Source organism: Streptosporangium sandarakinum (genome assembly GCF_050942225.1).
Classification (GTDB): Bacteria; Actinomycetota; Actinomycetes; order Streptosporangiales; family Streptosporangiaceae; genus Streptosporangium; species Streptosporangium nondiastaticum.
On sequence record NZ_CP192034.1, the window covers coordinates 15,935 to 41,445 of the forward strand.

Genomic DNA, 25,511 nt, shown 5'->3' on the forward strand with positions numbered 1-25,511 from the left:
AGCGAAGCGGGGGCGGAGGCGCGATGGACCCGTGGACCCTGGCGTACACGGGATTCGACCCCCGGTCCGAAGGGGTGCGCGAGACCCTCTGCACCCTGGGCAACGGGTATTTCGCCACCCGCGGGGCGACGCCGGACGGCCTGGTCATGCGCACCCCCGGAACGTACGCCGCGGGCTGCTACGACCGGCTGACCTCCCGGGTCGCCGGGCGGGAGGTCGTCAACGAGGACCTGGTGAACCTGCCCGACTGGCTCCCGCTCACCTTCGCCGCCCCCGGCGCTCCGTGGTTCCACCCCGAGACGGCAGACCTGCTCGGATATGAGCAGGAACTCGACATGCGCCACGGTGTGCTCCACCGCCGCCTGCGCTTCCGGGACGACAGGGGGCGTGTGACCTCCGTACGCCAGCGCCGCCTGGTGTCCATGGCCGCGCCGCACCTCGCGGCCCTGGAGTGCGCGTTCACCGCCGAGAACTGGTCCGGACCGCTCCGCGTGCGCGCCACGCTGGAGGGGCGGGTCACCAACCGCGGCGTACGGCGCTACCGCGACCTGCGCGGCGACCACCTCGTCGGGCACGCCACCGGCACGCGGGACGGCTGCGCCTGGCTGCGCGCCCGGACCCGCGCCTCGGGCACGCCGATCTCGCTGGCCATGCGCGTCACCGCCGATCACGAGACCGCGCGCGAGGGGGAGCGCGAGGACGCCCGGATCACCGGGGGCTTTCAGACCGCCGAGGACGCCTGGATCGCCGAGGAGCCGACGCTGATCCTGCGCCGCGGGCGGACCGCGGTCCTGACCAAGACGATCGCCCTGACCACGTCACCCGCGCTCGACGCGGTCGATCTGGTACGGCGGGCACCCGGCTTCGAGGAACTGCTGCGCGAGCACCGGGACGCCTGGGACCGGCTGTGGGAACGCGCGCTCATGGACGTCGGCGAGTCCCAGGTCGGCCAGATCGTCCACCTTCACGTCTTCCACCTGCTGCAGACGCTCTCCCCGCACACCGCCGGCCTCGACGTCGGGGTGCCCGCCCGCGGCCTGCACGGGGAGGCGTACCGGGGCCACGTGTTCTGGGACGAGCTGTTCGTGCTGCCCTGGCTCGACCTGCGCCTACCGGAGGTCTCCCGGGGGCTGCTGCTCTACCGCTGGAGGCGGCTGCCGGCCGCGAGGCGGGCGGCGCGCCGGGCCGGGCACGCCGGCGCGATGTTCCCCTGGCAGAGCGGCAGCGACGGACGGGAGGAGACCCCGACCATGCACCTCAACCCGGACTCCGGGCGCTGGCTGCCCGACCACTCCCACCTGCAGCGCCACATCGGGCTGGCCATCGCCCACAACGTCTGGCACCACCACCGGGCCACCGGCGACGCCGCCTTCCTGAGCGGGTTCGGCGCGGAGCTGCTGGTGGAGATCGCCCGGTTCTTCGCCTCGCTCGCCGTCCTCGACCCCCGTTCGGGACGCTACGAGATCCGCGGCGTCATGGGGCCGGACGAGTATCACGACGCCTACCCCGGCGCGTCCGCCCCCGGCCTGGACAACAACGCCTACACCAACGTCATGACCGTGTGGCTGCTGCTCCGGACCCCCGAGATCCTGGACCTGGTCCACGGGCACGAGAGGTTCGCCGTCACCGAGGGGGAGCTCGACCGATGGCGGGACATCACCCGCCGCATGCGCGTCGACTTCCACGACGGGGTGATCAGCCAGTTCACCGGCTACGACCGCCTGGCCGAGCTGGACTGGAAACGTTACGAGGGCGTGCGCAGGCTGGACCGCGCCCTGGAGGCGGAGGGGGACGACCCCGACCGCTACCGCGCGTCCAAGCAGGCCGACGTCCTCATGCTGTTCTACCTCCTCGGCTCCGCCCAGGTACGGATGATCCTCGACCGTCTCGGCTACCCCGCCTCCCGTGAGCTGACCGACCGCACCGTCGGGTACTACCTGCGGCGCACCTGCCACGGTTCCACGCTCAGCGCGGTGGTGCACGCCTGGGTGCTGGCCGGGTCCCAGCCCGCCGGCGCCTGGCACCTCTTCACCGAGGCCCTGCTCGCCGACGTCGGGGACGTGCAGGGCGGCACCACCGCCGAGGGCATCCACCTGGGCGCCATGGCCGGCACGCTCGACCTGCTCCAGCGCCGCTACCTCGGCCTGGAGGTCCACGAGCAGGGCATCGGCCTCGACCCGCTGCCCCTCGACCTGCTGGGGAGCATCGCGATGCCGACCCTGGTCCGTGGGACGTCCCTGTTCGTCGAGGCGGACCACCACAGGCTCACGGTCACCCGCGACGGCGGCGGCCATCGCCTCTTCCGGGTGACGGTCCGCGGCCGGGAGACGTGCCTCGGCCCGGACGAGCGCCGCTCCTTCCCGCTGGACTGAGCGCTCCGCGCGTCGCGGGTGAGGGCTCGTCGGATGAGCACGGCCGTCGGCGGGCTGTGCGCTGAGCGTCGGCCTGGAGGAGTCCCGTGATTATTTCTGTTACCTGCATGGTCGTATGGGTATGCGGGCCGATGACCGGTACGCCCTCAGGCGACTGTGACCCATAGACGGAAGAGGAAGGCCCCATGCGCGCGTTGCTGATCGCCGTAGGAGTCGTCGCGGTGGTGTTCATCCTGCTCGGCCTGCTGCTCAAGGCCCTGAAGTGGCTGCTCATCCTCGGCCTGATCGCCCTGGTCGCCGCGGTCGTGATGGGTGTCGTCGAAGCCCGCCGGGTCACCCGCGAACCGTAGACGGCCCGAGGCGGTCGCCCGGCCGGTCACCTCCCCGGGGTCCTCATCCCAGGAACGCCGCGACCGTGTCCACGAACCGGCCGGCGTCGTCGAACCACGGGAAGTGGCCCGCCGCCGGCTGGACGACCGGGGTTCGTCGCTCCGATGGGTGACCTCGGGGCGCGGCCCGGGGGGACGGAAGGCCCCGGTCGTGCCCCGGGTGCTCACGCCACCAGGCGTTGCCCGTCCACTTCGGTGAGCCGTACGGTGCACAGGCCGCCGCGCTCGGCCCGCACGTCGGTCACCGTGAGCTGTGTGCCGGGAGCGAGGATGACCTCCTCCTCACCGGTGAACGCGGAGAAGCCGCTGATGCCCACGGCCCGCGCGGGAAGCACTTCGAAGAGCGTCCGCTTGCCGCGGCGGCCGAGGAACGCCTGGGCCACGCCGAGCCTGGGCGTACACGAGGACACGCCCCACCACGTCACGGTCCGGCCCAGCGGGTACTGCGCCCGCAGGTCCAGCGAGACCCCGCGCCATAGCGGCTCCCGGCGGGCCGGCAGCCGCGACACGGCCGAGGACAGAAGCCGGAGATACGGGAGGTACGGAACGATCCGGGTGCGGTCCGGGTCGCGCAGGGTGGCGTTGATCCGCCGGTAGAACGCCGACTCGCAGGTGTAGAGGTAGAGGGCCGCGACCTCGTCGGCGGACAGGACGCCGGCCGCGTCGCCCGTCTGCTTCTCCCCGAACCGGTACGACTGCTCCACATGCGGGTCGAGACCCGGCAGCAGCGCGGCCACCGGGGCGACGGCCTCGCGGAAGTCCATGAGCGGGGTGTCGGACACGCCGGTGATCGCGGGAAGGACCAGCCCCTCGTCCTTGACGCTCGCGAGCCGTTCGAGGTAGAGCTTGTGCAGCTCCATCGTGGAGGCGATGAACGCCCCCATGCGGTCGGCCGTGTCCGCGTCCGCCCCACCGGTCAGCGCCGCGCCCTCGTTCCAGCCCCTGCTGGGCAGCCAGTCGATCTCGTCGGTCCCGAGCGCCCTGAGCGCCGTGTTCACCGCGGCGAAGTGGTCCCCGTCGCAGAAGATGTCGCCCTGGGCCGCGGGGTTGGGGTGGTCGATGTGCCAGACCTCCACCTCGGGATACTTCTTCTGGAGCCGGAGCACGACCTCCTTCAGGCTGCGGGCGTGGGCTCCCCACCAGGCGAACACCACACCCCGGTCCGGCTCGTCGGCGTTCTGCTTGGCCTTCAGGATCTCTTCGACGAGCGCCTCGACGACCGGCCGCCAGAACGCGGTGTGCCGGCCGGTGGCCATCGCCCCGTCGGCGCTGGCGGTGAGCGCCGCGTTCAGCAGCAGCACGCCCTGCGTGAGCATCGCCTGGAACCATTCCGGCGGCTGCACGGTGTCGTGCTCCTTCAGGAGCGCGCGGATGTCGGCGATCGGCGTCTTCTTGGGGATGCCGTGCTTCCACATCGCCGCCGCCTTGATGATGCAGCGGATGGAGACGACCTTGCCGAACTGGCTGTCGTTCCAGTCGTGGAAGGTGTTGTCGAACATGGCGATGCCGGTGGCGCTCTCGGCCCGAGGGTACGGGTTCTGGCCGAAGACGACGACCTTCCACCTGTGCGGCGGGTTGGGCTTGAGCGCCTGGAAGGTCAGCTCCCGTACCGGCACGACCTGCGGGCCGCGGCCCGGGCCGATGAACGTGGCCGCGTCCGGCTGCGCCTCGACGACGGGCTTCAGCAGCGGCAGCCACGGTTCACCGCCGCCCTTGAAGAGCTCGGCGAGGGCCAGCGGGTCGTTCGGGTCCGGCGGGGTGGGGGCGGTGGTGTCACTCATCGTGGGCTCCCGGATCGGCGCGCCGCACCGGTGACGGTGCGGTTGATCAAAGTGGGGGGAATTGTGCCGTGTGAGGGGCATGGGCGCGATATCGGGAAAGCCGCTCCACGGGGGTGGACCTGTTCTCCGGGACCGTCGAGCAGGTTCTGGATTGTCGGTCCGGCTCGGTACTTTGCCGGGTGTCGGAAACACCCCCTCTCGCGACTGGAGTGAGTCATGACCGTCGAGCGTGTGCAGCCGCTCAGGGTAGTGCTGGCGGACATCAGCGCGAAGGTGGTGGAGTCATGGCGGGCGGCGTTCGCCGACGAGCCCGAGGTCGAGATCCACAAGGGGTCGATCCTCAGCCGGAAGGTCGATGCCTGGGTCAGTCCGACCAACTCCCGCGGGCGGATGGACGGCGGGGTCGACGCGGCCATCAAGCGGCATCTCGGTGCGGGGATCCAGCTGCGCGTCCAGCGGGCCATCCGTGACGGGTTCGGGGGGTCGCTGCCGGTGGGAAGCGCGGTGTGCGTGCCGTCCGGGGCGGTCGAGCCGAGGTTCCTGATCTCGACGCCGACGATGGAGGAGTCGGTGCAGGACGTGAGCGAGACGCTGAACGTGGCGTTGGCGTGCGCCGCCGCGTTCCAGGCCGTCCACATGCAGAACGACCGGGAGCCGGGCAGCATCGGGTCGGTGGCGCTGGTCGGCATGGGCGCGGCGACGGGCCGGGTGCCGGCGCGGGTCTGCGCCAACCTCATGTGGGCGGGTTACACCCTGTTCAAGGAGTACCGCTTCCAGGACTACGACGACCTGCGGAAGACGATCGTCGAGCAGCTCGACGACCTCGACAGCCGTCCGGAGGAGGAGCGGGTGCGGATCACGCCGCCCGAGCCGCGGGGCTTCCGCGGCTGACGGGCTCCGCTCCGGGGCCGCGGGTCAGCGCTCCCGGGATCCGCCGCTCTCCAGTCCGGCGATGATGAGGTCCACGGCCACTGTGAACGTCGCGTCGGCGTCGTCCACGCCGTCGAGCTTCGAGAGGATGCCGCCGCTCTCGGCGGTGAGGAGGCCGGAGACGAACACGAAGAGCGCCTTGCGGGTGTGGGCGAGCCGGTCCGCGGGCACCCCGGCGGCGGCCAGGATGCGGTTGTAGACCACCCACAGCGCGCCCGACTGGTCCACGACGTCGGGGTGCGTGGTCAGGTGGAACCACAGCGAGGGGTGGGAGCGCGCGATCGAGCGGTAGGCGTGCGCCAGGGCGCGGAGCTGGTCCTGCCAGGGGGCGCCGTCGTCGGGGGGCAGCCGGACCTCGGCGGCGGCGAGGGCGCATACGCCGTGCAGCAGGTCGGTCTTGTCCTGAACGTGGTGGTAGAGGGACATCGGGTTGACGTCGAGCTCGGCCGCCAGCTTGCGCATGGACAGCTTCTCCACGCCCGTCGCGTCGATCAGCCGCAGGGCCGTCGTGTGGATCTCCCCCGGGGTCAGGGGTCGTCCCCTGCGCGCACTTACTGCCATACACCGTATGATAGCTTCCATACGGTGTATGGCTGGCGGTGCCGGGAGCCGCCGCCGAAGGAGGAATTCTCATGGCCGTCATCCGGTCGATTCCCACCCCCCGGGGGCTGCCCGTGTTCGGGAACACCCTGCAGATCCCCGCGCACTCACCCGCCGCGTTCTTCGACGAGGTCGCCGCGGAGCACGAGGAGGGGATCTTCCAGCTCGATCTGCTGGGCCGCCAGGTCCTGTTCGTCTACGACCCCGACCTGGTCGCCGAGGTCTGCGACGAGACGCGCTTCTACAAGGGCATCGACCCGCCGCTGTCGATCGTGCGCGACTTCAGCGGCGACGGGCTGTTCACCGCCCGCCACGACGAGCCCGTCTGGGGGCAGGCGCACCGCATCCTGATGCCGGCGTTCAGCCAGCGGTCGATGAAGGTCTACTTCCCGCAGATGCTGGAGGTCGCCGAGGCGCTGGTGGACAAGTGGGCGCGGTCCGACCGGGTCAACGTGCCCGAGGACATGACCCGGCTCACCCTCGACACGATCTCGCTGACCGGGTTCGGCTACCGGTTCGACTCCTTCTCCTCCGACGAGCTGCACCCCTTCCTGCGGTCCATGGGCAACGCGCTGACCGAGGCGATGCTCCGCAACCGGCAGCTGCCTGTCGTCACCAGGCTGAAGAAGAAGCGCGAGGAGGACTACCGGGCCGACATCCGCGTGATGCAGGACCTGGTGGACGACGTGATCAAGCGGCGCCGAGAAGGGGACGGCGGGGGCACGGGCGACCTGCTCGGCCTGATGCTGGAGGCCGCCGACCCGCGCACCGGCGAGCGGCTGTCGGACGAGAACATCCGCAACCAGGTCCTCACCTTCCTGATCGCCGGGCACGAGACCACGAGCGGCCTGCTGTCGTTCGCGCTGTACAACCTGCTGCGCAACCCGCACGTGCTCGCCCTCGCCTACGCCGAGGTGGACCGGCTGCTGCCCGGCGACACGACGCCGACGTACGAGACGATCATGAAGCTGGACGTGATCCCGCGGATCCTGGAGGAGACGCTGCGGATCTGGTCCCCGATTCCGGCGTTCGCCGTCAAGGCGTTCGACGACACCGCGATCGGCGGCTACCCGGTGCGCGAGGGCCAGACCTGCGTCGTCCTGCTGCCGTCGCTGCACCGGCACCCCAAGGCGTGGGACCGGCCGGAGGAGTTCGACATCGACCGCTGGTTGCCGGAGAACAGGTCCGCCCACCACCCGGCCGCCTACAAGCCGTTCGGCAACGGCGAGAGGGCCTGCATCGGGCGCCAGTTCGCGCTGACCGAGGCCCGGCTCGCCCTGGCGATGGTGCTGCAGAGGCTCGCGGTCTCCGACCCCGACGTCTATCGGATGCACATCAAGCAGACGCTCACCCTCAAGCCCGACGACTTCACGATCGGCGTGCGGGAGCGCAGGCCGTATGAGAGGGGGACGGCGGGGGCCGCGGCGGAGGCCGGGCACGACGCCGCCGAGGTCGCCGAGACGGCGCTCGCCGTCGGCTCCGGCACCGCCCTCACCGTCGCCTACGGTTCCAACCTCGGCAGCTCGGCCGACATCGCCGAGCGGCTGGCCGACCGGGCCGCGCGGTCCGGGTTCGCGACCACGCTGACCACGCTCGACGGTCTCGTCCCGCCGGCCGAGGGCGTGCTCGTCGTCGTCACCTCCACCTACAACGGCAAGGCGCCCGACAACGCCCAGCGCTTCGACGCGCTCGACGACCTGCCGCGCATGGACGGCGTACGGCTCGCGCTGCTCGGCTGCGGCAACACCCAGTGGCCGACCTATCAGGGCTTCCCGCGCCGCGCCTTCGACAAGCTCGTCGGGGCCGGGGCCGTACCCCTGGTCGAGCGGGGCGAGGCCGACGCCGACGGCGACTTCGACGGCGATGTTTCGGCGTGGACCGCCGGGCTGTGGGCGGCGCTGGCGGCCGAGTACGGCGCCGCCGCCGCGGAGAACGCGCCCCGCTACGGGATGGAGGTCCTCACCGAGGCCGACGTGCGGCCCGCCGTCGTGTCCCCGGACGCGGTTCCGCTGACCGTGCTGTCCAACGAGGAGCTGACCGGCGACCCGGCCGGTCTGTGGGACTTCTCGCGGGAGGCGCCGCGGCCCGGGGTGCGCTCCATCGTGGCCGAGCTGCCCGAGGGCGTGACCTACACCGCGGGCGACCACCTGGCCGTCTTCGGCAAGAACGCCCCTGAACTGGTCGAGTGGGCGCTGCGCTGCCTGCGCGTCCCGCGCGACCAGGTGGTACGGCTCAGCTCGCGCGGCACGACCCACCTGCCGGTGGACACCCCGGTGACGGCCGGGCTGCTGCTGTCGGAGTTCGCCGAACTGCAGGAGGTCGCCACCCGCTCGGACCTTTCGGCGCTGGCCGCGCACACCGACTGCCCCTGGACCCGGGAGCGGCTCGCCGCCCTCGCGGACGGCTACGCCGACGAGGTCCTGGCCAAGCGGGTCTCGGTGCTCACGCTGCTGGAGCGCTTCCCGGCGATCACGCTGCCCCTGCCGGTGTTCCTGGAGCTGGCCGGCCCGATCCGGCCGCGCTACTACTCGATCTCGTCCTCACCGCTGGCCGACCCGCGCCGGGTGCGGATCACCGTCGGACTGGTCGAGGGCCCGTCCTGGTCGGGCGGCGGCTCCTACCGGGGGATGTGCTCGGCCTACCTGGCGGGGCTGGAACCCGGAGAGGTGTTCTACGGCTACGTGCGGGTCCCCGCCCCGCCGTTCCGGCTGCCCGAGGACCCGGCCACGCCGGTGATCCTGGTGGGACCGGGCACCGGGTTCGCGCCGCTGCGGGGGTTCCTGGAGGAGCGGGCGCTGACCGGCGCGACCGGCCCGGCCGAGGTGTTCTACGGCTGCCGTCACCCCGAGCACGACTGGCTGTACCGCTCCGACCTGCGGGCGTGGGAGGAGGCCGGAACCGCCGAGCTGCACCTGGCGTTCTCCGCCGTGCCCGGCCACCCCTTCCGGTTCGTCCAGGACGCGATCGCGGCCCGCGCCGACCGGGTGTGGGAGCTGCTGGAGCGGGGCGCGCACGTCTACGTCTGCGGCGACGGCCTGCGGATGGCGCCCGCCGTACGGCGGGTCCTGGCGGAGATACACCAGGAGCGGACCGGCGGCGACGGCGAGGAGTGGCTGCGCGAACTGGAGGCCGAGGGCCGCTACCAGCAGGACGTCTTCGCCTGACCCGCCCGGCCGGACCTGGCTGCCGGACGCGGCGGGCGCCAGGTCCGGCCGGCGTGCCGGGATGGCACGCAGCCGATCAAAAGAGACACGACCCGGCTTTCTCCACTCATCACACAGAAACCGGCACGGCGGGCTCGACCACGCGGTGCCGGCCGTCAGCCAGGCGCGACGCGCGGGACACACGGGCCAGTGCCAGGAAGGAGATCAGCAGGAAAGCGGCGCCCAGCGGCATGAGGTCCTTCTCCACGAACGGCACCAGGACGTCGGCGACCACCAGGACGGGCGTCCACGCCTTGACGCGGCGCTGGATCGCAAGCTGTAGGACCAGGCCGATCTGGGCGACGAAGAACAGCAGCGGCCCGAAGTCGTAGATCACCTGCTGCACCCCGGGAACCGCCTGGACCTGATCGAACAGTAGGCCCATCGCGGCGTGGTCGGCTGACCGGAATCCCAGGACGATGTCGATGGCGAACTGAGCGATCAGCGTGGCGATGCCGACATATCCGGCGGAGGCCAGCCCGGTGGCCGATCGTCCGCGACCGGCCAGTCTCCGCATCTCATGAAAGGCCACGGCGAAGAACACCAGGGCGCCGATGAAGGCCAGATGCCCGGTCGTCCAGGCGAGCCCGGGGCCGCGGCTGCCGTCCAGGCCGTCCAGGATGCGGATCACGCCGTAGGTGAAGGTGAGCACGGGGGCGGCGACGAAGGCGATGCGGGGGTTCATCTCGTTGACTCCTTGGCTGCGATGACCTCCCCAATCCTGGTTTCCCGCGGCCGTACGGACATCGCCGGGACGAGTGAACCCCCACCTCCCTCTTGAGAGGGATCCGTCGGGCCGGACGGGCTCCCGAGAGCCGGGCCGCGTGTTCCGCATGTGCCCGTGGGCTACCGGACGCAGCAGGTGGAGCAGGGGTCGGCGTCCGGGAGGGTGACCCACAGGCAGCAGGTGCGGCGGCGGTAGCCGTCGCCGTCCGGGACCAGCAGGCCGTTCACGGGCGGGCCTATCTCGGTGAGCAGCCGGGTCACGTCGTCCCGGGGGACGAGGGACAGCAGCGGGTGGGCGACGGCCTCGGCCGTCGAGCCCCACAGGGTGCGCTCGCCGAGCCTGGTCTGCGCGCAGAGCGCGCGGATCAGGGGGTGCTGGCCGTCGAGGAGCGCGTCCCGGATGGCAGAGGCCAGGTCGGGGACGACGGTCGTCCCGGGGGCGCCGGCCAGTGGGTCGCCGGGGAGCACCGCGACGGTCACCGCGGTCGCCGCGATCGTCACCCCGGCATCCGACGGCCTGACCAGCGTGTCGGCGAGGCGCATCAGCGGCACCCGCCGTTCCAGCGCCCAGCCCAGCACCATCGGCAGCGTGTTCCAGTAGGTGTACGTCTTCCACAGCAGGGCCGCGGCCACATGCCGCGGCGCGCTCCACCGCTCCGCCGTCTCGTCCACCAGGGCGAGCAGCGGCCCGTACGGCTCCCGTGCCAGCTCGGAGACGGGGATCCACCCCGGCGAGTCGTCGGCCATCAGACCGGGCGGCACCCCCAGGACGCCTCCCTGCCCATCGGCCAGGCCGCGGAGGTGCTCCGACAGGACGGGCAGCGGGACCGTGCCTCCCTCGACCGGCGTCCGGGGCTCCGGCAGCGTGGCCGGCATCGCCCCTTCCTCGTGCGACGTCCGGGGCTCCGGCGGAGCGGTCAGCGGCATCGTTCCTCCCCCGTGGGATATCCGAAATTCATGCTGAAGAGCTGAAAAATGGTCATATCCGGCCCGGCCGGCGGGACCTCGGCGGATTCGGCGACAGGCAGGGCGGGCTCCGTTGTGACGAGGGCGGATGCGATGTTCCCTCTGGGTGGGTTAGGCTAACCTAACCAAAATCTCCTTTAGGTTAGCCTAACCGTACTCAGGAGAGAAGGCCGGATCACGCCCAATCCCGGGGTCGTCTCCCGGATGTCCCGCCGCGGGCTCCTCACCGGGGACGGTGCCGCCGCCCTCGGCGTCCCGTGATCCGCGCGGGGACCGGTCCGACGGGTTTCCGTGATCCACCGGCCCGGTGGCGGTAGTTTGTCCGTCATGGACAGCGGTACGGAGATCAGCCGGCGCCGGGGGCGCCTCGCGTCCTGGGCCGCGCTGCTCGCCGTCGCCGCGCTCGCCGCCTGCGGCACGGACCCCGCGGGCACGGCCGCGGCGGCCCCGTCCGCCCCGGCGTCCGCCGCGGAGCGGACCCCGCCGCCCTCGCCGTCCACCGGGAGAGCCGGGAAAACCGGAGAGAGCGGGGAAGCCGGAGGACGGGCGGCGGCGCCGTCCGCGTCACCGGACGAGGCGGCCCCGCCCGCTCCCGACGAGCGGATCCCCCGGGACCCGGCAAAGCTCGCCAAGGCGCTGGAGACCACCACGCGGCGGCTCCACGACGCCATCGACGACTGGACCGGCGACGGCGGGACCGCGAAGGGCGGCCCGCCGCGGACGGTCGTGCTGCAGGCGCTGTACCAGCAGCGGATCTACCGCTTCACCGCCCGCAACCCCGGCGTGGCCTCCCGCGCCTTCGCCCGGCTGCCGGCCCGCCTCGCCGCCGAGGCCCGCGACAACACGACCGCCATCCGCGGGCTGCTGGAGCTGGCCCACCCGGTCAAGGACGCCTCGAAGTTCCGCATCGAGGAGCCGCCGGCCGCGTCCGCCCTCCTCCGCCACTTCAAGAAGGCCGAGCGCCGGTTCGGAGTCGAGTGGGAGGTCCTGGCGTCGGTGATGTTCGCCGAGACGAAGTTCGGCCGGGTGCGGTCGCCGAGCTACGTGGGGGCGCAGGGCCCGATGCAGTTCATGCCGGGAACGTGGAAGGCGTACGGCATGGGCGGCGACGTCCACGACCCCGGGGACGCCGTCATGGCCGCCGCCAACTACCTGCACGCCTCGGGCGCGCCCCGCGACTACCGGCGGGCGCTGTACGCCTACAACCACTCCCGGGCGTACGTCGACGCCATCCTGCTGCACGCCCGCCAGATCAAGCGGGACCCGCGCAACTACTACGCGTACTACAACTGGCAGGTGTTCGTCATCACCACGAAGGGCGAGCGCCGCATCAGCGGCCCCTGACCCGGCGCACCCGCCCGCCGTACGGCAGGCTCGCCGTACGGCTCGTGCCTCCCGGCCGGTCGGCGCCCCCTGGGGCCGGCCCGCGCGGCCGGGACGGTCCGGGGACGGCGGCCGGTCCCGAGGGCCTCACGGGTCGCGGCGCAGCCGGATCCAGCGGAAGCCGTAGCCGTTCAGGTCGAGCGCGCCGAGATCGACCTCGGAACCGTAGTCGGCGTCGGCGGTGATGTTCAGCGGCGGGTCGTCCTGCTCCGGCTGCGGGTCCACCGCGACGCGGCAGGGTTCGGAGCCCAGGTTGTGCAGGAACAGCATGGCCCCGGAGGGGGAGGTCGCGCGGTGCACCAGCACGTGCGGCGGTCCCGCGTCGAGGACCTCGTGATGGCCGGTCCCGATCTCCTTGCACTCGCGCAGCGTGTGCAGGATGCGTTCGAACCACATGAGCAGGCTGTCGGGGTCCCGCCGCTGGTCGGTGACGTTGACCCTGTCCACCGCGTAGGGGCCCTCGGTGATCAGCGGCGTGTCGGTCGCATCGCCGGAGGTGAAGCCCGCGCCGGGCGTGCCGGACCACTGCATCGGGGTGCGGATGGCGGTGCGCTCGGGCAGGGACAGGTCCTCGCCCATGCCGATCTCGTCGCCGTAGCGGACCACCGGTGTGCCCGGCATGGTGAACTGCAGACTGTAGGCCATCCGCAGCCGGCGCTGGTCGCCATCGAGCATGGGAGCCAGCCGCCGCCGGATGCCGCGCTCGTAGAGCTGCATGCCGGGGTCGGGGCCGAACGCGGCGAAGACGTCCTGCCGTTCCTCCTCGGTCAGCCGGCCCAGGTCCACCTCGTCGTGGTTGCGCAGAAAGGTGGCCCACTGGGCGTGCTGCGGCAGCTCCGGCAGCTCCCGCAGGACGTCGCGGATCGGCTGCGCGTCCCGGCGGGCCAGGGCCAGCATGACGGCCTGGTTGAGGCGGAAGGCGAAGAGCATGAGGATACGGCTGGCGCTGCCGTCGGCCTCCCCGAAGTACTCCAGCAGCTCGTCGTCGGCCACGTTGGCCTCGGCCAGCATGACCGCGTCGCCCTTCTGCCACGACAGGGTGTCGCGCAGGTCACGCAGGAACTCGTAGTCGCGGCGGTAGTGGCGGCCGGGCGTCTTGTCCTCGATGAGGAACGGCGCGGCGTCGACCCGGAACCCGGACACCCCCAGCCGCAGCCAGAACGCCGCGATCTTGCGGATCTCCGCCCGCACCTGGGGGTTGCTGGTGTTGAGGTCGGGCTCGAAGCGGTAGAAGCGGTGCCGGAACCAGGCGCCGGCCTTCTCGTCGTAGGACCACGACTCGGGCTCCACGTCGGGGAAGACGGCGCCGCGCCACCGGTCGGCGGGCTCCTCCTCGGACCAGACGTACCAGTCGCGGAACGGGGAGTCGGGGCTGGACCGGGCGGCCTGGAACCAGGGGTGCTCGTCGCTGGTGTGGTTGACGACGAGGTCGATCATGATCCGCAGCCCTCGTTCGTCGGCCTGGTTGAGCAGTTCGGCGAAGTCCCCCATGCTGCCGAAGCGCGGGTCGACGCCGTAGTGGTCCACCACGTCGTAGCCGCCGTCGCGGCGGGGGGAGGGATGGATGGGGCTGAGCCACAGGGCGGTGACGCCGAGCCGGGACAGGTAGTCCAGGCGGCTGATGAGCCCGGGGAGGTCGCCGAACCCGTCGTCGTTGGAATCCTGGAACGTGCAGACGTCCAGTGAGTAGATGGCTGCGTTGCGATACCAGCGTTCCTGCATCAAGAACTGTTTTCCGCACACGATGAATTAAACGTTGAGCAAAGTTTCTTTTCTGGTCGCGCGGGATATCACCTGGTCAGCGGGCCGTCCGATCCGGTGCGGTCCGGGCGGGTCCCACCGGCCCGGTGCGGCCCGTTCCTGCCGCGCCGCCCGCCGCGTCGCTCCCGGCGACGGCTTCGGTACCGGCCGCGACGGTCGGGGCGCGGGCTCCCCGGCCGAGGGCGGCGCCCTCTCGGGATGGGGCGCCCTCACCGGCGCGGCACCACCTTCACGACGAGGAGCGGCCCGTGCGAGACATCACCGTGTTCAGCGGCGGCGCCCACCCCCGGCTGGCCGCCGACATCTGCTCGCACCTCGGGACGCGGCCGCACCCGGCCCGGGTCACCCGCTTCGCCAACGACTGCCTGGAGGTGCAGCTGCCGGCCAACTGCCGGGAGCGGGACGTCTTCATCATCCAGCCCCTCGTCCCGCCGGTCCAGGAGAACCTCGTCGAGCTGCTCCTCATGCTGGACGCCGCCAGGGGCGCCTCGGCGGCCCGGACGACCGTGGTGATGCCGCACTACGCCTACGCCCGGTCGGACAAGAAGGACGCCCCACGCATCTCCATCGGGGGACGCCTGGTCGCCGACCTCCTGGTGACCGCGGGGGCGGACCGGGTGCTCACGATGGCGCTGCACTCGCCCCAGGTGCACGGCTTCTTCAGCGTCCCGGTGGACCACCTGCACGCTCTGCGCGAGCTGGCGGCGTACTTCCGCCGCTACGACCTGTCCGGCACGGTCGTCGTCTCCCCCGACCTCGGCTACGCCAAGCAGGCCGCGGCCTTCGCCCGCCTCCTGGGCGTCGGCGTCGCGATGGGCGCCAAGCAGCGGCTCAGCGACGACCGCGTCGTCATCGGCTCGGTGATCGGCGACGTCGCGGGCCGGGACGTCATCGTCGTGGACGACGAGATCGCCCGGGGGACGACCGTGCTGGAACTGCTCGACCGGCTCCGCGAGCTCGGGGCCGGCTCGGTCCGCGTGGCCTGCACGCACGGCCTCTTCGCCGCCGGGGCCGTCGAGCGCATCGGCGGCCGGCCCGAGGTCGAGGAGATCGTCTGCACCGACACCGTGCCGCTCCCCGAGGCCGGGCCCGGGTCCGGGCTCCACGTCCTTTCGGTCGCCCCCGCGTTCGCCGAGGCCATGCGCCGCATCCACGACGGCGAGTCGGTCAGCGCCCTGTTCGACGCGCCCTGACCGGCGCCGTCCGGCTCGGCCTCCCGTACGGCGGAGCGGCGCGGAGCCGGCCATCCGGCCGGGTGCGGAACTTCTCTCCCGCGGATTCGTTGGAACAGATCGTGTCGGTTCCCCTGAAAAACCAGACGTTGCGTTATCCCGCCCGCTCCCTGGTGATCCTGACGGGGCTGCCGGGCGCGGGGAAGACCACCCTGCTGTCGCGGTTGTACGGCCTCGACGCGGCGGCGAGCGATCCCGTCGTCGTCGGGGGCACGGTGGTGATCGACTCCCACCAGTCGCGCAACCGGTGGGCGGGGCGGCTGCCGTCGGCCCCCGCACGGGTGCGTCGCGCCGTCGTGTTCGCCACCCACGTCTGGCGGATCGGTCGCTCGGTCGCCCGCGGATACCCGGTGATCGCCCACAACCGGGGATGCAGTCCGCTCGTGCTGTACGGCTTCGCCCTGCTGGCACGCCGAGCCGGGGCACGGCTGCACCTGCTGATGCTCGACGTGGCACCGGAGACGGCGCTGGCCGGTCAGCACGCCCGCGGCCGGGTGGTGGACGAGGTCACGTTCGACCGGCACCGCCGCCGCTGGGAGGCGCTGCTCGGCCGGGTGCGGGCCGGGAGGCCGGTTCCGGCCTCGGGGGCGACGGTGATCGACCGGAGCGTCGCGAGCCGGCTCCGGTCGATCGACTTCGGCTGACCGTCGAGCTCCGGGGCGATCTCCACGGCGATCTGCGAAGCGAGCTCCGGGGCGGCCTCTGATGTTGACGCGACCGGGGGAAAGATATACGTTCCGGTAGATTTCACGGTTGTCCGAGGGAAATCCGGTGAGATGCCGGTGCGGACGCGCCACTGTATCCGGGACCAAGATCCCGGGAGCCAGGTCGCTCGGGCGATCGTGACCTCACTGATCGGGACGCGTCATCCCTGAGGAGGCACTGATGAGCGACATCTCCGCTCCTTCCGCTGTACCCCTGCCGCACCTGCGCCCCTGGCTGCTGCTGGCCGTACCGGTGCTGCTGCTGGTCGCCTACCTGGTTCTGATGGACAACGGCGCGGTCTCGCAGACCGGCACGTTCCTCCACGAACTCATGCACGACGGGCGGCACCTGCTCGGCGTGCCCTGTCACTAGGGGCGGAAATGATTCGCACCCTGGTGGTCAGGGGCCTGCTCATAGGGCTCCTGGCCGGATTCGTCGCGGGCACGTTCGCCTTCGTCTTCGGAGAGCCGCGCGTGGACGCCGCCATCGCCCTGGAGGAGGCCGCGGCGGCGGCCGAACCCGCGCCCGCGTCCGCCGGGGCGGCGGGCCACGACCATGCCGGGACGGCGGGCCACGACCACGGCGAGGAGGCCGTCGTCGGCCGGCCCGTGCAGAAGGCCGGACTCTTCCTCGCGACCGGGCTGTACGGCCTGGCCGTGGGCGGGGTGTTCGCCCTCGTGTTCGCCGGTCTCCGCGGCCGGTTCGGGCCCCGCGGTGACGGCGCGCTGGCGCTCGCCTCGGCGGCGACGGCGTTCGTCGCGGTCATCCTTGTCCCCTTCCTGAAATATCCGGCCAACCCGCCTGCGGTGGGCGATCCCGAGACGATCAACAGCCGGACGGCCCTGTACGTGGTGATGGTCATCGTCGGGCTGGCGGCCGTCGCAGTGGCGGTGGCCACCGCCAGAAGGGTCACCGCCGGACCGTGGCAGCGCCGGGTGGCGGCCGGCGTCGCGTTCCTGGTGCCCGTCGTCGCGGCGTGGCTGCTGCTGCCGACGGTCGACGAGGTTCCCGAGGGGTTCCCCGCCTCGCTGCTGTGGAACTTCCGGCTGGCCTCGCTGGGCACGCAGCTCGTCTTCTGGACGGCCTTCGGCGTGCTGTTCGGCTGGGTCGGCGACCGGGTGGCGGGGCGGTCCGCGCTCCCGCCGGCCCCGTCGAGCGGCTGAACGGGATGCTGTTCGTCCGGCAGGCCGGCACGCCCGGCACGCGTTCGGCGTGCTTTCCGACGGACGAGCCCGCCGACGCGGCGAGCCTGCGGAAGGCGGAGCGGCTGCGGAAGGCGGAGAGACTGGGCCCCGCCCTGGCGGCGGCCGTGACCTGGGTCGCGCCGGTCACGGCCGCACGGCAGACCGCCGCCGCCCTCGGGAGCGAGGCGGCCGACGCGCCGGAGCTCGCCGAGGCGGACGCCGGCCGCTGGCGCGGCCTGCCGTACGCGAAGGTCGCCGAGACGGAGCCGGACAACCTCGCCGCATGGCTCGGCGACCCGAGGGCGGCTCCGCACGGCGGGGAGAGCCTGGCCCGCCTCGCCGCCCGGGTGTCCGGGTGGCTCGACGCCGCCGCGGCCGAGGCCGTCGTCATCTGCGACGTCGGGGTCATCAGGGCGGCGCTGGGCCACGCGCTCGGCCTCGGCCCGCTGGAGACCGCGCGGTTCGACGTGGCGCCGCTCTCGACCACCGAACTCGTCCCCGTACGCGGCGGCTGGCGCGTCGCCCACGTCAACCGGAAGGTCATCACTTGATCGCCACCTATCCCTTCAGCGCGGTGGTCGGCCTCGACGATCTCAAGCTGGCGCTGATCCTCAACGCCGTCTCCCCGCGGGTGGGCGGGGTGCTGGTGCGCGGCGAGAAGGGCACCGCCAAGTCGACGATCGTGCGGGCGCTGGCGGCCCAGCTGCCGGTCGTCGACGTCGTCCGCGGCTGCCGCTTCGCCTGTGACCCGGCCGCCCCCGACCCCGGCTGCCCCGACGGCCCGCACGCTCCGGACGCTCCGGACACGGAGCGGGTACGGCGGGCGGCGTCGCTCGTGGAGCTGCCGGTCGGCGCCTCGGAGGACCGGCTGGTCGGCTCCCTGGACGTCGAGCGGGCGCTCACCGAAGGGGTGAAGGCGTTCGAGCCCGGCCTGCTGGCGGCCGCGCACCGCGGGGTGCTCTACGTCGACGAGGTCAACCTGCTGCACGACCACCTGGTCGACCTGCTGCTCGACGCGGCGGCCCTGGGTACCTGCTACGTCGAGCGCGAGTCGGTGTCGGTACGGCACGCGGCCCGTTTCCTGCTGGTCGGCACGATGAACCCGGAGGAGGGCGAGCTGCGCCCGCAGCTGCTCGACCGGTTCGGGCTGACCGTCGAGGTGAAGGCGTCGCGTGACCCGGACGAGCGGGCCGAGGTGGTCCGCCGGAGGCTGGCCTTCGAGTCCTCGCCCGCCGGATTCGCCGAGCGGTGGGCCGGGCGGGAGGCGGAGCTGGCGGGACGCATCGCCGCGGCCCGGGAGCTGCTCGCCTCGGTCCGCCTGCCCGACGCCCGGCTGCGGCAGATCGCGGCCGTCTGCGCGGAGTTCGAGGTGGACGGCCTGCGCGCCGATCTCGTCACCGCCCACGCCGCGATGGCGCACGCGGCCTGGCACGGCCGGGCGAACGTGGAGGTGGAGGACGTCCGGGCCGCGGCACGGCTGGCCCTGCCGCACCGGCGGCGGCGTGACCCGTTCGACGCGCCGGGACTGGACGAGAACACGCTGGAGGACGTGCTGGAACGGACCTCCGGGGACGGCGGCGACGAGCCGCCCCCGGAACCGCCGGGGGGAACGCCTCCGGAGCCGGGTCCGCGCGGCGGCCCGGAGGGGCCGGGGGGAAGGCTTCCCGAAACCGGTCCGGGCGGCTCGGAAGGTCCGGGGGAGCCCGCCGGCCGGGGACCGGAACCGGCTGACCGAGGTCCGGAACCGGTCGCACCGGGTCCGGAGTCGGCCGCGCCGGGCCGGGGACGGGCCGCTCAGGGCTCAGGACAGGCCGCGTCGGGTTCGGAACCGGCCGCCCCGGGCCCCGGACACCCCTCCCAGGAGACGGCGGGCGCCGCCGCGCCCTACCGGGTGCGCCTGCTGGCCGTCCCCGGCGTGGGCGAAGGAGCCGCCGGACGCCGCTCGCGGGCACGCACCGGACGCGGCCGGAGCACCGGCTCCCGCCTGCCGGAGGGCAGGGCCCGCGACCTGCACGTGCCCGCGACCCTGCTGGCCGCGGCCCCGCACCAGGCGCGGCGGGGACGGCGGTCGGCCGGGCTGCTGCTGCGGGCGGGCGACCTGCGGGAGAAGGTCCGCGAGGGCAAGGAGGGCAACCTCGTCCTGTTCGTGGTCGACGCCAGCGGCTCGATGGCCGCCAGGAAACGCATGACCGCGGTGAAGACCGCCGTGCTGAGCCTGCTGCTGGACGCCTACCAGCGCCGGGACAAGGTCGGCCTGGTCACCTTCCGGGGCGACTCGGCCCGGCTCGACCTGCCGCCGACGTCGTCCGTGGAGGCGGGCGCGGCCCGGCTGCGGACGCTTCCGACCGGGGGCCGCACCCCGCTGGCCGCGGGGCTGGCGAAGGCCGCGGAGGTGCTGCGCCTGGAGGGCATGCGCGATCCCGCGCGGCGCCCGCTGCTGGTCCTGGTCACCGACGGGCGGGCGACGGCGGGAGGGGACGTGGAGCGCGCCGCCGGGTCGCTGCGGGGCGTGGCGAGCGTCGTCGTCGACTGCGAGAGCGGCCCCGTCAGGCTCGGCATGGCGCGGCGGCTGGCGACCCTGCTGGGCGCGCCCGCCGTACCGCTGGACGATCTCGGATCGGTGGTCCGCGACCACCGGAAGGCGGTGTGAGATGCCCCAGGGCAAGCCGGACATCGTGCCGGACGACGGCATGACCACGAGGCAGCGGCGCAACCGGCCGCTGCTGATGGTCCACACCGGGCCGGGCAAGGGAAAGTCCACCGCGGCCTTCGGAATGGCGCTGCGCGCCTGGAACCAGGGCTGGCCGGTCGGGGTGTTCCAGTTCGTGAAGTCCGCCAAATGGCGGGTGGGCGAGGAACGCGCGCTGCGGGTCCTGGGCGACAGCGGCGAGGGCGGCACGGTGGCCTGGCACAAGATGGGCGAGGGCTGGTCGTGGATCCGGCGGCCGGGCGCCGACCATTCCGACGACGCCCGCGAGGGCTGGGCGCAGATCAAGCGCGACCTGGCGGCCGAGACCTACCGCTTCTACGTGCTGGACGAGTTCACCTACCCGCTCAGGTGGGGCTGGCTGGACCTCGACGACGTGGTGGAGACGCTCACCGGCAGGCCGGGCGCGCAACACGTCGTGATCACCGGTAGGGACGCCCCGGAACGGCTGGTCGAGGCCGCCGACCTGGTGACCGAGATGGGCAAGGTCCGCCATCCCATGGACGCCGGGCAGAAGGGGCAGAAGGGCATCGAGTGGTAGTGCCCCGGCTGGTCGTCGCCGCGCCCGCCTCGGGCAGCGGCAAGACGACCGTGGCCACCGGACTGATGGCCGCCCTGCGGAGCCGGGGCCTGCGGATCTCGCCCCACAAGGTGGGGCCCGACTACATCGATCCCGGCTATCACACCCTGGCCAGCGGGCGTCCGGGACGCAACCTCGACCCGTGGCTGGTGGGCGAGGAGCGGATCGCGCCGTTGTTCCTGCACGGTTCCCGCGGCGCCGACCTGGCCGTCGTCGAAGGGGTCATGGGGCTGTTCGACGGCCGGGGCGGCACGGACTTCGCCTCGACGGCGCACGTCGCCCGGCTCCTGGACGCGCCGGTGGTGCTGGTCGTGGACGCGGCGGGGCAGAGCCGGTCCGTCGCGGCGCTCGTGCACGGCTTCACCACCTTCGACCCGCGGGTGCGTGTGGGCGGTGTGATCCTCAACCGGGTCGGCTCCGACCGGCACGAGGAGATGTGCCGGGCGGCGCTGGCCGGCGTGGCGCCCGTGCTGGGCGCGCTCCGGCGCGACGACGCCGTCGAGACGCCGTCCCGCCACCTCGGGCTCGTTCCCGCGGCCGAGCGGGCCGCGGAGGCGGCCTCCGCGGTCGCCCGGCTGGGCGGGCTCGTCGCCGGTTCCTGCGACCTCGACGCGCTGGTACGGCTGGCCGCGACCGCGCCCCCGCTGCCCGGTCCCGCCTGGACGCCGCCGGAACCGGCCGGCGCCCCGGAGACCGCGGGCTCAGGGACCATGGGCTCCGGGACCGCGGGCTCAGGGACCACGGGCCCGGTGGCCGGGCGGGCTGCGGGATCGGATGCCGGGCGGGCCCCGCGATCCCGGCCGATCGTCGCCGTCGCCGGGGGAGCCGCCTTCACCTTCGGCTACGCCGAGCACGTGGAGCTGCTGCGCGCCGCCGGGGCGGAGGTGGCCGTGTTCGACCCGCTGCGCGACGAGCGCCTGCCCGAGGGCACCGGAGCCCTCGTCATCGGCGGCGGCTTCCCCGAGGTCCACGCGGCCGGGCTCGCGGCCAACGAGGCACTGCGCCGTGAGGTCGCGGCCTTCGGCGGGCCGATCGCCGCCGAATGCGCCGGGCTGCTCTACCTGTGCGAGGAGCTCGACGGCCGGCGCATGTGCGGGCGCATCCGGGCCAGGGCGCGGATGACGCCCAGGCTGACCCTCGGTTACCGGGAGGCCGTCGCCGGACCGTCCCTGCTGACCCGTCCGGGTGAGCGCTACCGCGGTCACGAGTTCCACCGGACCGCCGTGGACCCGCCCGGCGAGCCGCTGTTCCGCTGGGAGGGCGGCGCCGGCGGCTACGGCGACGCCCTCCTGACCGCCTCCTACCTGCACCTGCACTGGGCGGGTGTGCCGGAGGCGGCTCAGCGGCTGGTGTCGTCCTCCAGGTCGCCCTCGGTCCTGAGGTAGACCTCTTGGAGACCACGCATGACGTCCGGGTCCGGGTGCTCCCACATGCCGCGTTCGGCGGCCTCCAGCAGGCGCTCGGCGATGCCGTGCAGCGCCCAGGGGTTGGACCGCGCCATGAACGCCTGGTTCTCCGGGTCGAGCACGTAGGTCTCGGCGAGCCTGTCGTACATCCAGTCGGCCATGACCCCGGTGGTGGCGTCGTAGCCGAACAGGTAGTCCACGGTCGCGGCCAGCTCGAAGGCGCCCTTGTAGCCGTGGCGCCGCATCGCGGCCAGCCACCGGGGGTTGACCACGCGGGCGCGGAAGATCCGCGACGTCTCCTCCGAGAGGGTCCGGGTGCGGACGGCGTCGGGCCTCGTGCTGTCGCCCACGTAGGCGGCGGGAGACCTGCCGGTCAGCGCCCGAACGGTGGCGATCATGCCGCCGTGGTACTGGAAGTAGTCGTCGGAGTCGGCGATGTCGTGCTCGCGGGTGTCGACGTTCTTGGCGGCGACCGCGATGCGGCGGTAGGCGCTCTCCATATCGGGGCGCGCGGGCACGCCGTCCAGGTCGCGGCCGTAGGCGTAACCGCCCCACACGGCGTAGACCTCGGCCAGGTCGGCGTCGTCGCGCCAGTTGCGGCTGTCGATCAGCGGCAGCAGCCCGGCGCCGTAGGCGCCGGGCGCCGAGCCGAAGATGCGCAGCGTGGCCCGGCGCTCGTCACCGTGGCTCTCGGCGCGCACGTGGGCGCGCACGTAGTTGTCCTCGTCGGCCTCCTCCAGCCCCGCAACGAGCCGCACGGCGTCGTCGAGCAGGGCGACCACGTGCGGGAAGGCGTCGCGGAAGAAGCCGCTGATGCGCACCGTCACGTCGATCCTGGGACGGCCGAGCTCCTCCGGCGGAACCGGCTCCAGGCCGGTGACACGCCTGGACGCCTCATCCCACCGGGGCCGTACGCCGAGCAGGGCCAGGACCTCGGCCACGTCGTCGCCCGCCGTGCGCATGGCGCTGGTGCCCCACACCGAGAGGCCCACCGAGCGCGGCCACTCGCCGTGGTCGGCGCGGTAGCGCTCCAGCAGCGAGTCGGCCATGGCCTGCCCGGTCTCCCAGGCGAGCCTGCTGGGCACCGCGCGCGGGTCGACGGAGTAGAAGTTGCGCCCGGTCGGCAGCACGTTGACCAGGCCGCGAAGCGGCGAGCCGCTGGGCCCGGCGGGCACGTAACCGCCGTCGAGGGCGTGCAGCACATGGTCGATCTCGTCGGTCGTACGGCTCAGCCGGGGCACGACCTCGGTGGCCGCGAAGTCCAGGACGCGGGTGACGAGCGGGACGCGGTCCCCGAACCCGACGCCGGCGGACGCGACGCCCACGGTCCCGACCTCTGGGGACCCGGCGCCTGCGGACGCGAGTACGGCGCCCGTCACCTCGGCGGTGACGGCCGGGTCCCAGCCGCGCTCCTCCATCGTCTCGACGAGCGTCCTGGCCACCGCCTCGACGCGGTCCACCTCGCCCAGCGCGGCGCCGCCGTCCTCGGCGAGCCCGAGCGCCTCACGCAGGCCGGGCAGCGTCCGAGCGCCCGCCCACATCTGCCTGGCGCGCAGCATCGCCAGCACCAGGTCCACCCGCGCCCGGCCCTCCGGGGCCTGGCCGAGCACGTGGAGGCCGTCGCGGATCTGCGCGTCCTTGACCTCGCAGAGCCATCCGTCGACGTGCAGCAGGAAGTCGTCGAACTCGGCGTCGTGCGGCCGGTCGGTCAGGCCCAGGTCGTGGTCGAGCCTGGCCGCCTGGATCAGCGTCCAGATCTGCGCGCGGACGGCGGGGAGCTTGGCCGGGTCCATCGCGGCGATGGAGGCGTGCTCGTCGAGGAGCTGCTCCAGCCGGGCGATGTCGCCGTAGGTCTCGGCCCTGGCCATGGGCGGCACCAGGTGGTCGACCAGGACGGCGTGCGCCCGCCGCTTGGCCTGGGTGCCCTCGCCCGGGTCGTTGACCAGGAACGGGTAGATGAGGGGCAGGTCGCCGATCGCGGCGTCGGTGCCGCAGGAGGCGGACATGCCCGCGGACTTGCCCGGCAGCCATTCCAGGTTGCCGTGCTTGCCCACGTGCACCATGGCGTGCGCGCCGAAGGACGACGACAGCCAGCGGTAGGCGGCCAGGTAGTGGTGGCTCGGCGGCAGGTCGGGGTCGTGGTAGATCGCGATCGGGTTCTCGCCGAAGCCGCGGGGCGGCTGCACCATCACGACCACGTTCCCGGAGCGCAGCGCGGCCAGCACGATGTCGCCCTCGTGCACGAACAGCTCGCCGGGGGGCGGCCCCCAGTGGCGCTCCATCTCCTCGCGCAGATCCCCGGGAAGGGTGGCGTACCACTCCGCGTAGTCGGCGGCGGCGATGCGGATCGGGTTGCCCGCGAGCTGCTCCTCGCTCAGCCAGTCGGGGTCCTGGCCCCCGGCGGCGATCAGGGCGTGGATCAGCGCGTCGCCGTCCTGCTCGGCCACCCCCGGGAATCCCTCGCCCAGGTCGTAGCCCGCCTCGGAGAGCCGGGCGAGCAGGCGCACGGTGCTGGCGGGGGTGTCGAGGCCGACGGCGTTGCCGACGCGCGAGTGCTTGGTCGGGTAGGCCGACAGCATCACCACCAGGCGGCGTTCGGCGGGCGGGGTGCGGCGCAGCAGGCCGTGCCGTACGGCGATGCCGGCCACCCGGGCGGCCCGCTCGGGGTCGGCGACGTAGACGGTCAGCCCGTCGGGGTCGATCTCCTTGAAGGAGAACGGCACGGTGATGACGCGTCCGTCGAACTCCGGGATCGCCACCTGCGAGGCCGCGTCCAGCGGGGAGAGGCCGTCGTCGTTCTCCTCCCACGCCTTCCTGCTGCTCGTCAGGCAGAGACCCTGCAGGATCGGGACGTCGAGCCGGGCGAGCGCGCCGACGTCCCAGGCCCCGTCGTCGCCGCCCGCGCCGGCCGCCGCCGGGTTGGAGCCGCCCGCCGCCAGCACGGTGACGACCAGCGCGTCGGCCTGGCGCAGCGTTTCGAGCAGGTCCGGCTCCGCCGTACGGAGGGAGGAGCAGAAGACCGGGAGCGCCCGGCCGCCCGCGGCCTCGACGGCCCGGCACAGGGATTCGACGAAGGCGGTGTTGCCCGCCATGTGGTGGGCCCGGTAGTAGAGCACCCCGATCACCGGGCCGGTCGTGCCCGCCGCCTCGCGTTCCAGCAGGCCCCAGGCCGGGGTCGGCAGGGGCGGTTCGAAGCCGCGGCCGGTCAGCAGCACGGTGTCGGTCAGGAAGGCGTGGAGTTCCGCCAGGTTGGCGGGGCCTCCGTGGGCCAGGTAGGAATGCGCCTGCGCGCAGACGCCGCCGCTGACGGTGGACAGCTCCATCAGTTCGGCGTCGGGGGCCTGCTCGCCGCCCAGGACGACGACCGGCCGGGGTCCGGCCAGCAGCGCGTCGAGGCCCTCCTCCCAGGCGCGGCGCCCGCCCAGCAGGCGCACGACGACCAGGTCGGCGCCCTCCACGAGGCCGGGGATGTCGTCGGCCAGGAGCCTGGCCGGGTTGCCGAGCCGGTAGCCGGCGCCGCTGGCTCTCGCGCTCAGCAGGTCGGTGTCGGACGTCGACAGCAAAAGGACTGTGGGCACGCGGGTGT

The 25,511-nt window shown here is 73.2% G+C and carries 19 protein-coding genes; 13 read left to right on the top strand and 6 right to left on the bottom strand.

The annotated features are described in order from the left end of the window. Window positions 1–23 precede the first annotated feature (23 nt). A complete protein-coding gene (locus ACQP10_RS00075) occupies window positions 24–2,372 on the top strand; it encodes a glycoside hydrolase family 65 protein (RefSeq protein WP_433540623.1) in 2,349 nt (782 codons plus the stop codon). Window positions 2,373–2,557: 185 nt separating this feature from the next. Further along, window positions 2,558–2,722 carry a hypothetical protein gene (locus ACQP10_RS00080; protein WP_346018297.1) on the top strand — a complete coding sequence of 55 codons (165 nt, stop codon included), beginning with the start codon at window positions 2,558–2,560 and terminating at the stop codon, window positions 2,720–2,722. 203 nt (window positions 2,723–2,925) lie between these two features. Here ACQP10_RS00080 and ACQP10_RS00085 read toward each other — a convergent pair whose 3' ends face one another. Beyond that, window positions 2,926–4,542, bottom strand: coding sequence for an ADP-ribosyltransferase domain-containing protein (locus tag ACQP10_RS00085; RefSeq protein ID WP_433540624.1), 1,617 nt, complete (start codon window positions 4,540–4,542; stop codon window positions 2,926–2,928). 216 nt (window positions 4,543–4,758) lie between these two features. Between ACQP10_RS00085 and ACQP10_RS00090 the strand changes: the two genes are divergently transcribed. After that, window positions 4,759–5,433 (top strand): macro domain-containing protein, encoded by a 675-nt coding sequence (locus tag ACQP10_RS00090; RefSeq protein ID WP_189246871.1) that lies wholly within the window; start codon window positions 4,759–4,761, stop codon window positions 5,431–5,433. Window positions 5,434–5,457: 24 nt separating this feature from the next. Here ACQP10_RS00090 and ACQP10_RS00095 read toward each other — a convergent pair whose 3' ends face one another. Further along, the gene (locus ACQP10_RS00095) at window positions 5,458–6,033 is read right to left on the bottom strand and encodes a TetR/AcrR family transcriptional regulator (RefSeq protein ID WP_433540625.1); all 576 of its coding nucleotides are present in this window, start codon (window positions 6,031–6,033) and stop codon (window positions 5,458–5,460) included. Window positions 6,034–6,104: 71 nt separating this feature from the next. Here ACQP10_RS00095 and ACQP10_RS00100 point away from each other — a divergent pair, with 71 nt between their 5' ends. Beyond that, window positions 6,105–9,236, top strand: coding sequence for a bifunctional cytochrome P450/NADPH--P450 reductase (locus ACQP10_RS00100; protein ID WP_433540626.1), 3,132 nt, complete (start codon window positions 6,105–6,107; stop codon window positions 9,234–9,236). Between the two features lie 109 nt (window positions 9,237–9,345). Here the strand turns inward: ACQP10_RS00100 and ACQP10_RS00105 are convergent, their stop codons facing one another. Together ACQP10_RS00105 and ACQP10_RS00110 are read right to left on the bottom strand one after the other, a co-directional pair. Then, on the bottom strand, window positions 9,346–9,960 hold the full coding sequence (locus tag ACQP10_RS00105) for a hypothetical protein (protein ID WP_346018293.1): 615 nt from the start codon (window positions 9,958–9,960) through the stop codon (window positions 9,346–9,348). A gap of 161 nt (window positions 9,961–10,121) precedes the next feature. Continuing rightward, entirely contained in the window at window positions 10,122–10,928 is an 807-nt protein-coding gene (locus ACQP10_RS00110; protein ID WP_179821552.1) for a (2Fe-2S)-binding protein, read from the bottom strand. Window positions 10,929–11,294: 366 nt separating this feature from the next. On the opposite strand from ACQP10_RS00110, the gene ACQP10_RS00115 reads away from it, so the two are divergent. Next, window positions 11,295–12,311: a transglycosylase SLT domain-containing protein gene (locus tag ACQP10_RS00115; RefSeq protein ID WP_346018291.1), complete on the top strand. Its 1,017-nt coding sequence runs from the start codon at window positions 11,295–11,297 to the stop codon at window positions 12,309–12,311. Between the two features lie 126 nt (window positions 12,312–12,437). On the opposite strand, the gene ACQP10_RS00120 is transcribed toward ACQP10_RS00115, so the two are convergent. After that, on the bottom strand, window positions 12,438–14,072 hold the full coding sequence (locus ACQP10_RS00120) for an alpha-amylase family protein (protein ID WP_346018290.1): 1,635 nt from the start codon (window positions 14,070–14,072) through the stop codon (window positions 12,438–12,440). A 287-nt stretch (window positions 14,073–14,359) separates the two neighbouring features. Between ACQP10_RS00120 and ACQP10_RS00125 the strand changes: the two genes are divergently transcribed. From ACQP10_RS00125 to ACQP10_RS00160, 8 genes are all read left to right on the top strand, one after another. Continuing rightward, a complete protein-coding gene (locus ACQP10_RS00125) occupies window positions 14,360–15,304 on the top strand; it encodes a ribose-phosphate diphosphokinase (RefSeq protein ID WP_179821545.1) in 945 nt (314 codons plus the stop codon). A gap of 101 nt (window positions 15,305–15,405) precedes the next feature. Next, complete coding sequence (locus ACQP10_RS00130) at window positions 15,406–15,987, top strand: AAA family ATPase (protein WP_346018289.1); 582 nt, start codon at window positions 15,406–15,408, stop codon at window positions 15,985–15,987. A 241-nt stretch (window positions 15,988–16,228) separates the two neighbouring features. After that, a complete protein-coding gene (locus ACQP10_RS00135; protein WP_346018288.1) occupies window positions 16,229–16,420 on the top strand; it encodes a CbtB domain-containing protein in 192 nt (63 codons plus the stop codon). Window positions 16,421–16,428: 8 nt separating this feature from the next. Further along, entirely contained in the window at window positions 16,429–17,211 is a 783-nt protein-coding gene (locus ACQP10_RS00140; protein ID WP_433540627.1) for a CbtA family protein, read from the top strand. 5 nt (window positions 17,212–17,216) lie between these two features. Further along, entirely contained in the window at window positions 17,217–17,783 is a 567-nt protein-coding gene (locus tag ACQP10_RS00145) for a histidine phosphatase family protein (RefSeq protein WP_346018286.1), read from the top strand. Beyond that, entirely contained in the window at window positions 17,780–19,882 is a 2,103-nt protein-coding gene (locus tag ACQP10_RS00150) for a magnesium chelatase subunit D family protein (protein ID WP_433540628.1), read from the top strand. Before ACQP10_RS00145 ends, ACQP10_RS00150 begins: the two co-directional genes overlap by 4 nt. Window position 19,883: 1 nt before the next feature. Continuing rightward, window positions 19,884–20,480 carry a cob(I)yrinic acid a,c-diamide adenosyltransferase gene (gene cobO / locus ACQP10_RS00155; RefSeq protein ID WP_346018284.1) on the top strand — a complete coding sequence of 199 codons (597 nt, stop codon included), beginning with the start codon at window positions 19,884–19,886 and terminating at the stop codon, window positions 20,478–20,480. Next, window positions 20,474–21,904 carry a cobyrinate a,c-diamide synthase gene (locus tag ACQP10_RS00160; protein ID WP_433540629.1) on the top strand — a complete coding sequence of 477 codons (1,431 nt, stop codon included), beginning with the start codon at window positions 20,474–20,476 and terminating at the stop codon, window positions 21,902–21,904. Before cobO ends, ACQP10_RS00160 begins: the two co-directional genes overlap by 7 nt. Here ACQP10_RS00160 and cobN read toward each other — a convergent pair. Next, window positions 21,859–25,503: a cobaltochelatase subunit CobN gene (cobN, locus tag ACQP10_RS00165; protein WP_433540630.1), complete on the bottom strand. Its 3,645-nt coding sequence runs from the start codon at window positions 25,501–25,503 to the stop codon at window positions 21,859–21,861. The genes ACQP10_RS00160 and cobN overlap by 46 nt on opposite strands. Window positions 25,504–25,511 lie beyond the last annotated feature (8 nt).

Excerpts from the sequence above, each read along its gene's own strand:
- ACQP10_RS00075 (WP_433540623.1), top strand. The coding sequence starts at position 24 with ATGGACCCGTGGACCCTGGCGTACACGGGATTCGACCCCCGGTCCGAA.
- ACQP10_RS00080 (WP_346018297.1), top strand. The coding sequence starts at position 2,558 with ATGCGCGCGTTGCTGATCGCCGTAGGAGTCGTCGCGGTGGTGTTCATC.
- ACQP10_RS00085 (WP_433540624.1), bottom strand. The coding sequence starts at position 4,542 with ATGAGTGACACCACCGCCCCCACCCCGCCGGACCCGAACGACCCGCTG.
- ACQP10_RS00090 (WP_189246871.1), top strand. The coding sequence starts at position 4,759 with ATGACCGTCGAGCGTGTGCAGCCGCTCAGGGTAGTGCTGGCGGACATC.
- ACQP10_RS00095 (WP_433540625.1), bottom strand. The coding sequence starts at position 6,033 with ATGGCAGTAAGTGCGCGCAGGGGACGACCCCTGACCCCGGGGGAGATC.
- ACQP10_RS00100 (WP_433540626.1), top strand. The coding sequence starts at position 6,105 with ATGGCCGTCATCCGGTCGATTCCCACCCCCCGGGGGCTGCCCGTGTTC.
- ACQP10_RS00105 (WP_346018293.1), bottom strand. The coding sequence starts at position 9,960 with ATGAACCCCCGCATCGCCTTCGTCGCCGCCCCCGTGCTCACCTTCACC.
- ACQP10_RS00110 (WP_179821552.1), bottom strand. The coding sequence starts at position 10,928 with ATGCCGCTGACCGCTCCGCCGGAGCCCCGGACGTCGCACGAGGAAGGG.
- ACQP10_RS00115 (WP_346018291.1), top strand. The coding sequence starts at position 11,295 with ATGGACAGCGGTACGGAGATCAGCCGGCGCCGGGGGCGCCTCGCGTCC.
- ACQP10_RS00120 (WP_346018290.1), bottom strand. The coding sequence starts at position 14,072 with ATGCAGGAACGCTGGTATCGCAACGCAGCCATCTACTCACTGGACGTC.
- ACQP10_RS00135 (WP_346018288.1), top strand. The coding sequence starts at position 16,229 with ATGAGCGACATCTCCGCTCCTTCCGCTGTACCCCTGCCGCACCTGCGC.
- ACQP10_RS00140 (WP_433540627.1), top strand. The coding sequence starts at position 16,429 with ATGATTCGCACCCTGGTGGTCAGGGGCCTGCTCATAGGGCTCCTGGCC.
- ACQP10_RS00145 (WP_346018286.1), top strand. The coding sequence starts at position 17,217 with ATGCTGTTCGTCCGGCAGGCCGGCACGCCCGGCACGCGTTCGGCGTGC.
- cobO (WP_346018284.1), top strand. The coding sequence starts at position 19,884 with ATGCCCCAGGGCAAGCCGGACATCGTGCCGGACGACGGCATGACCACG.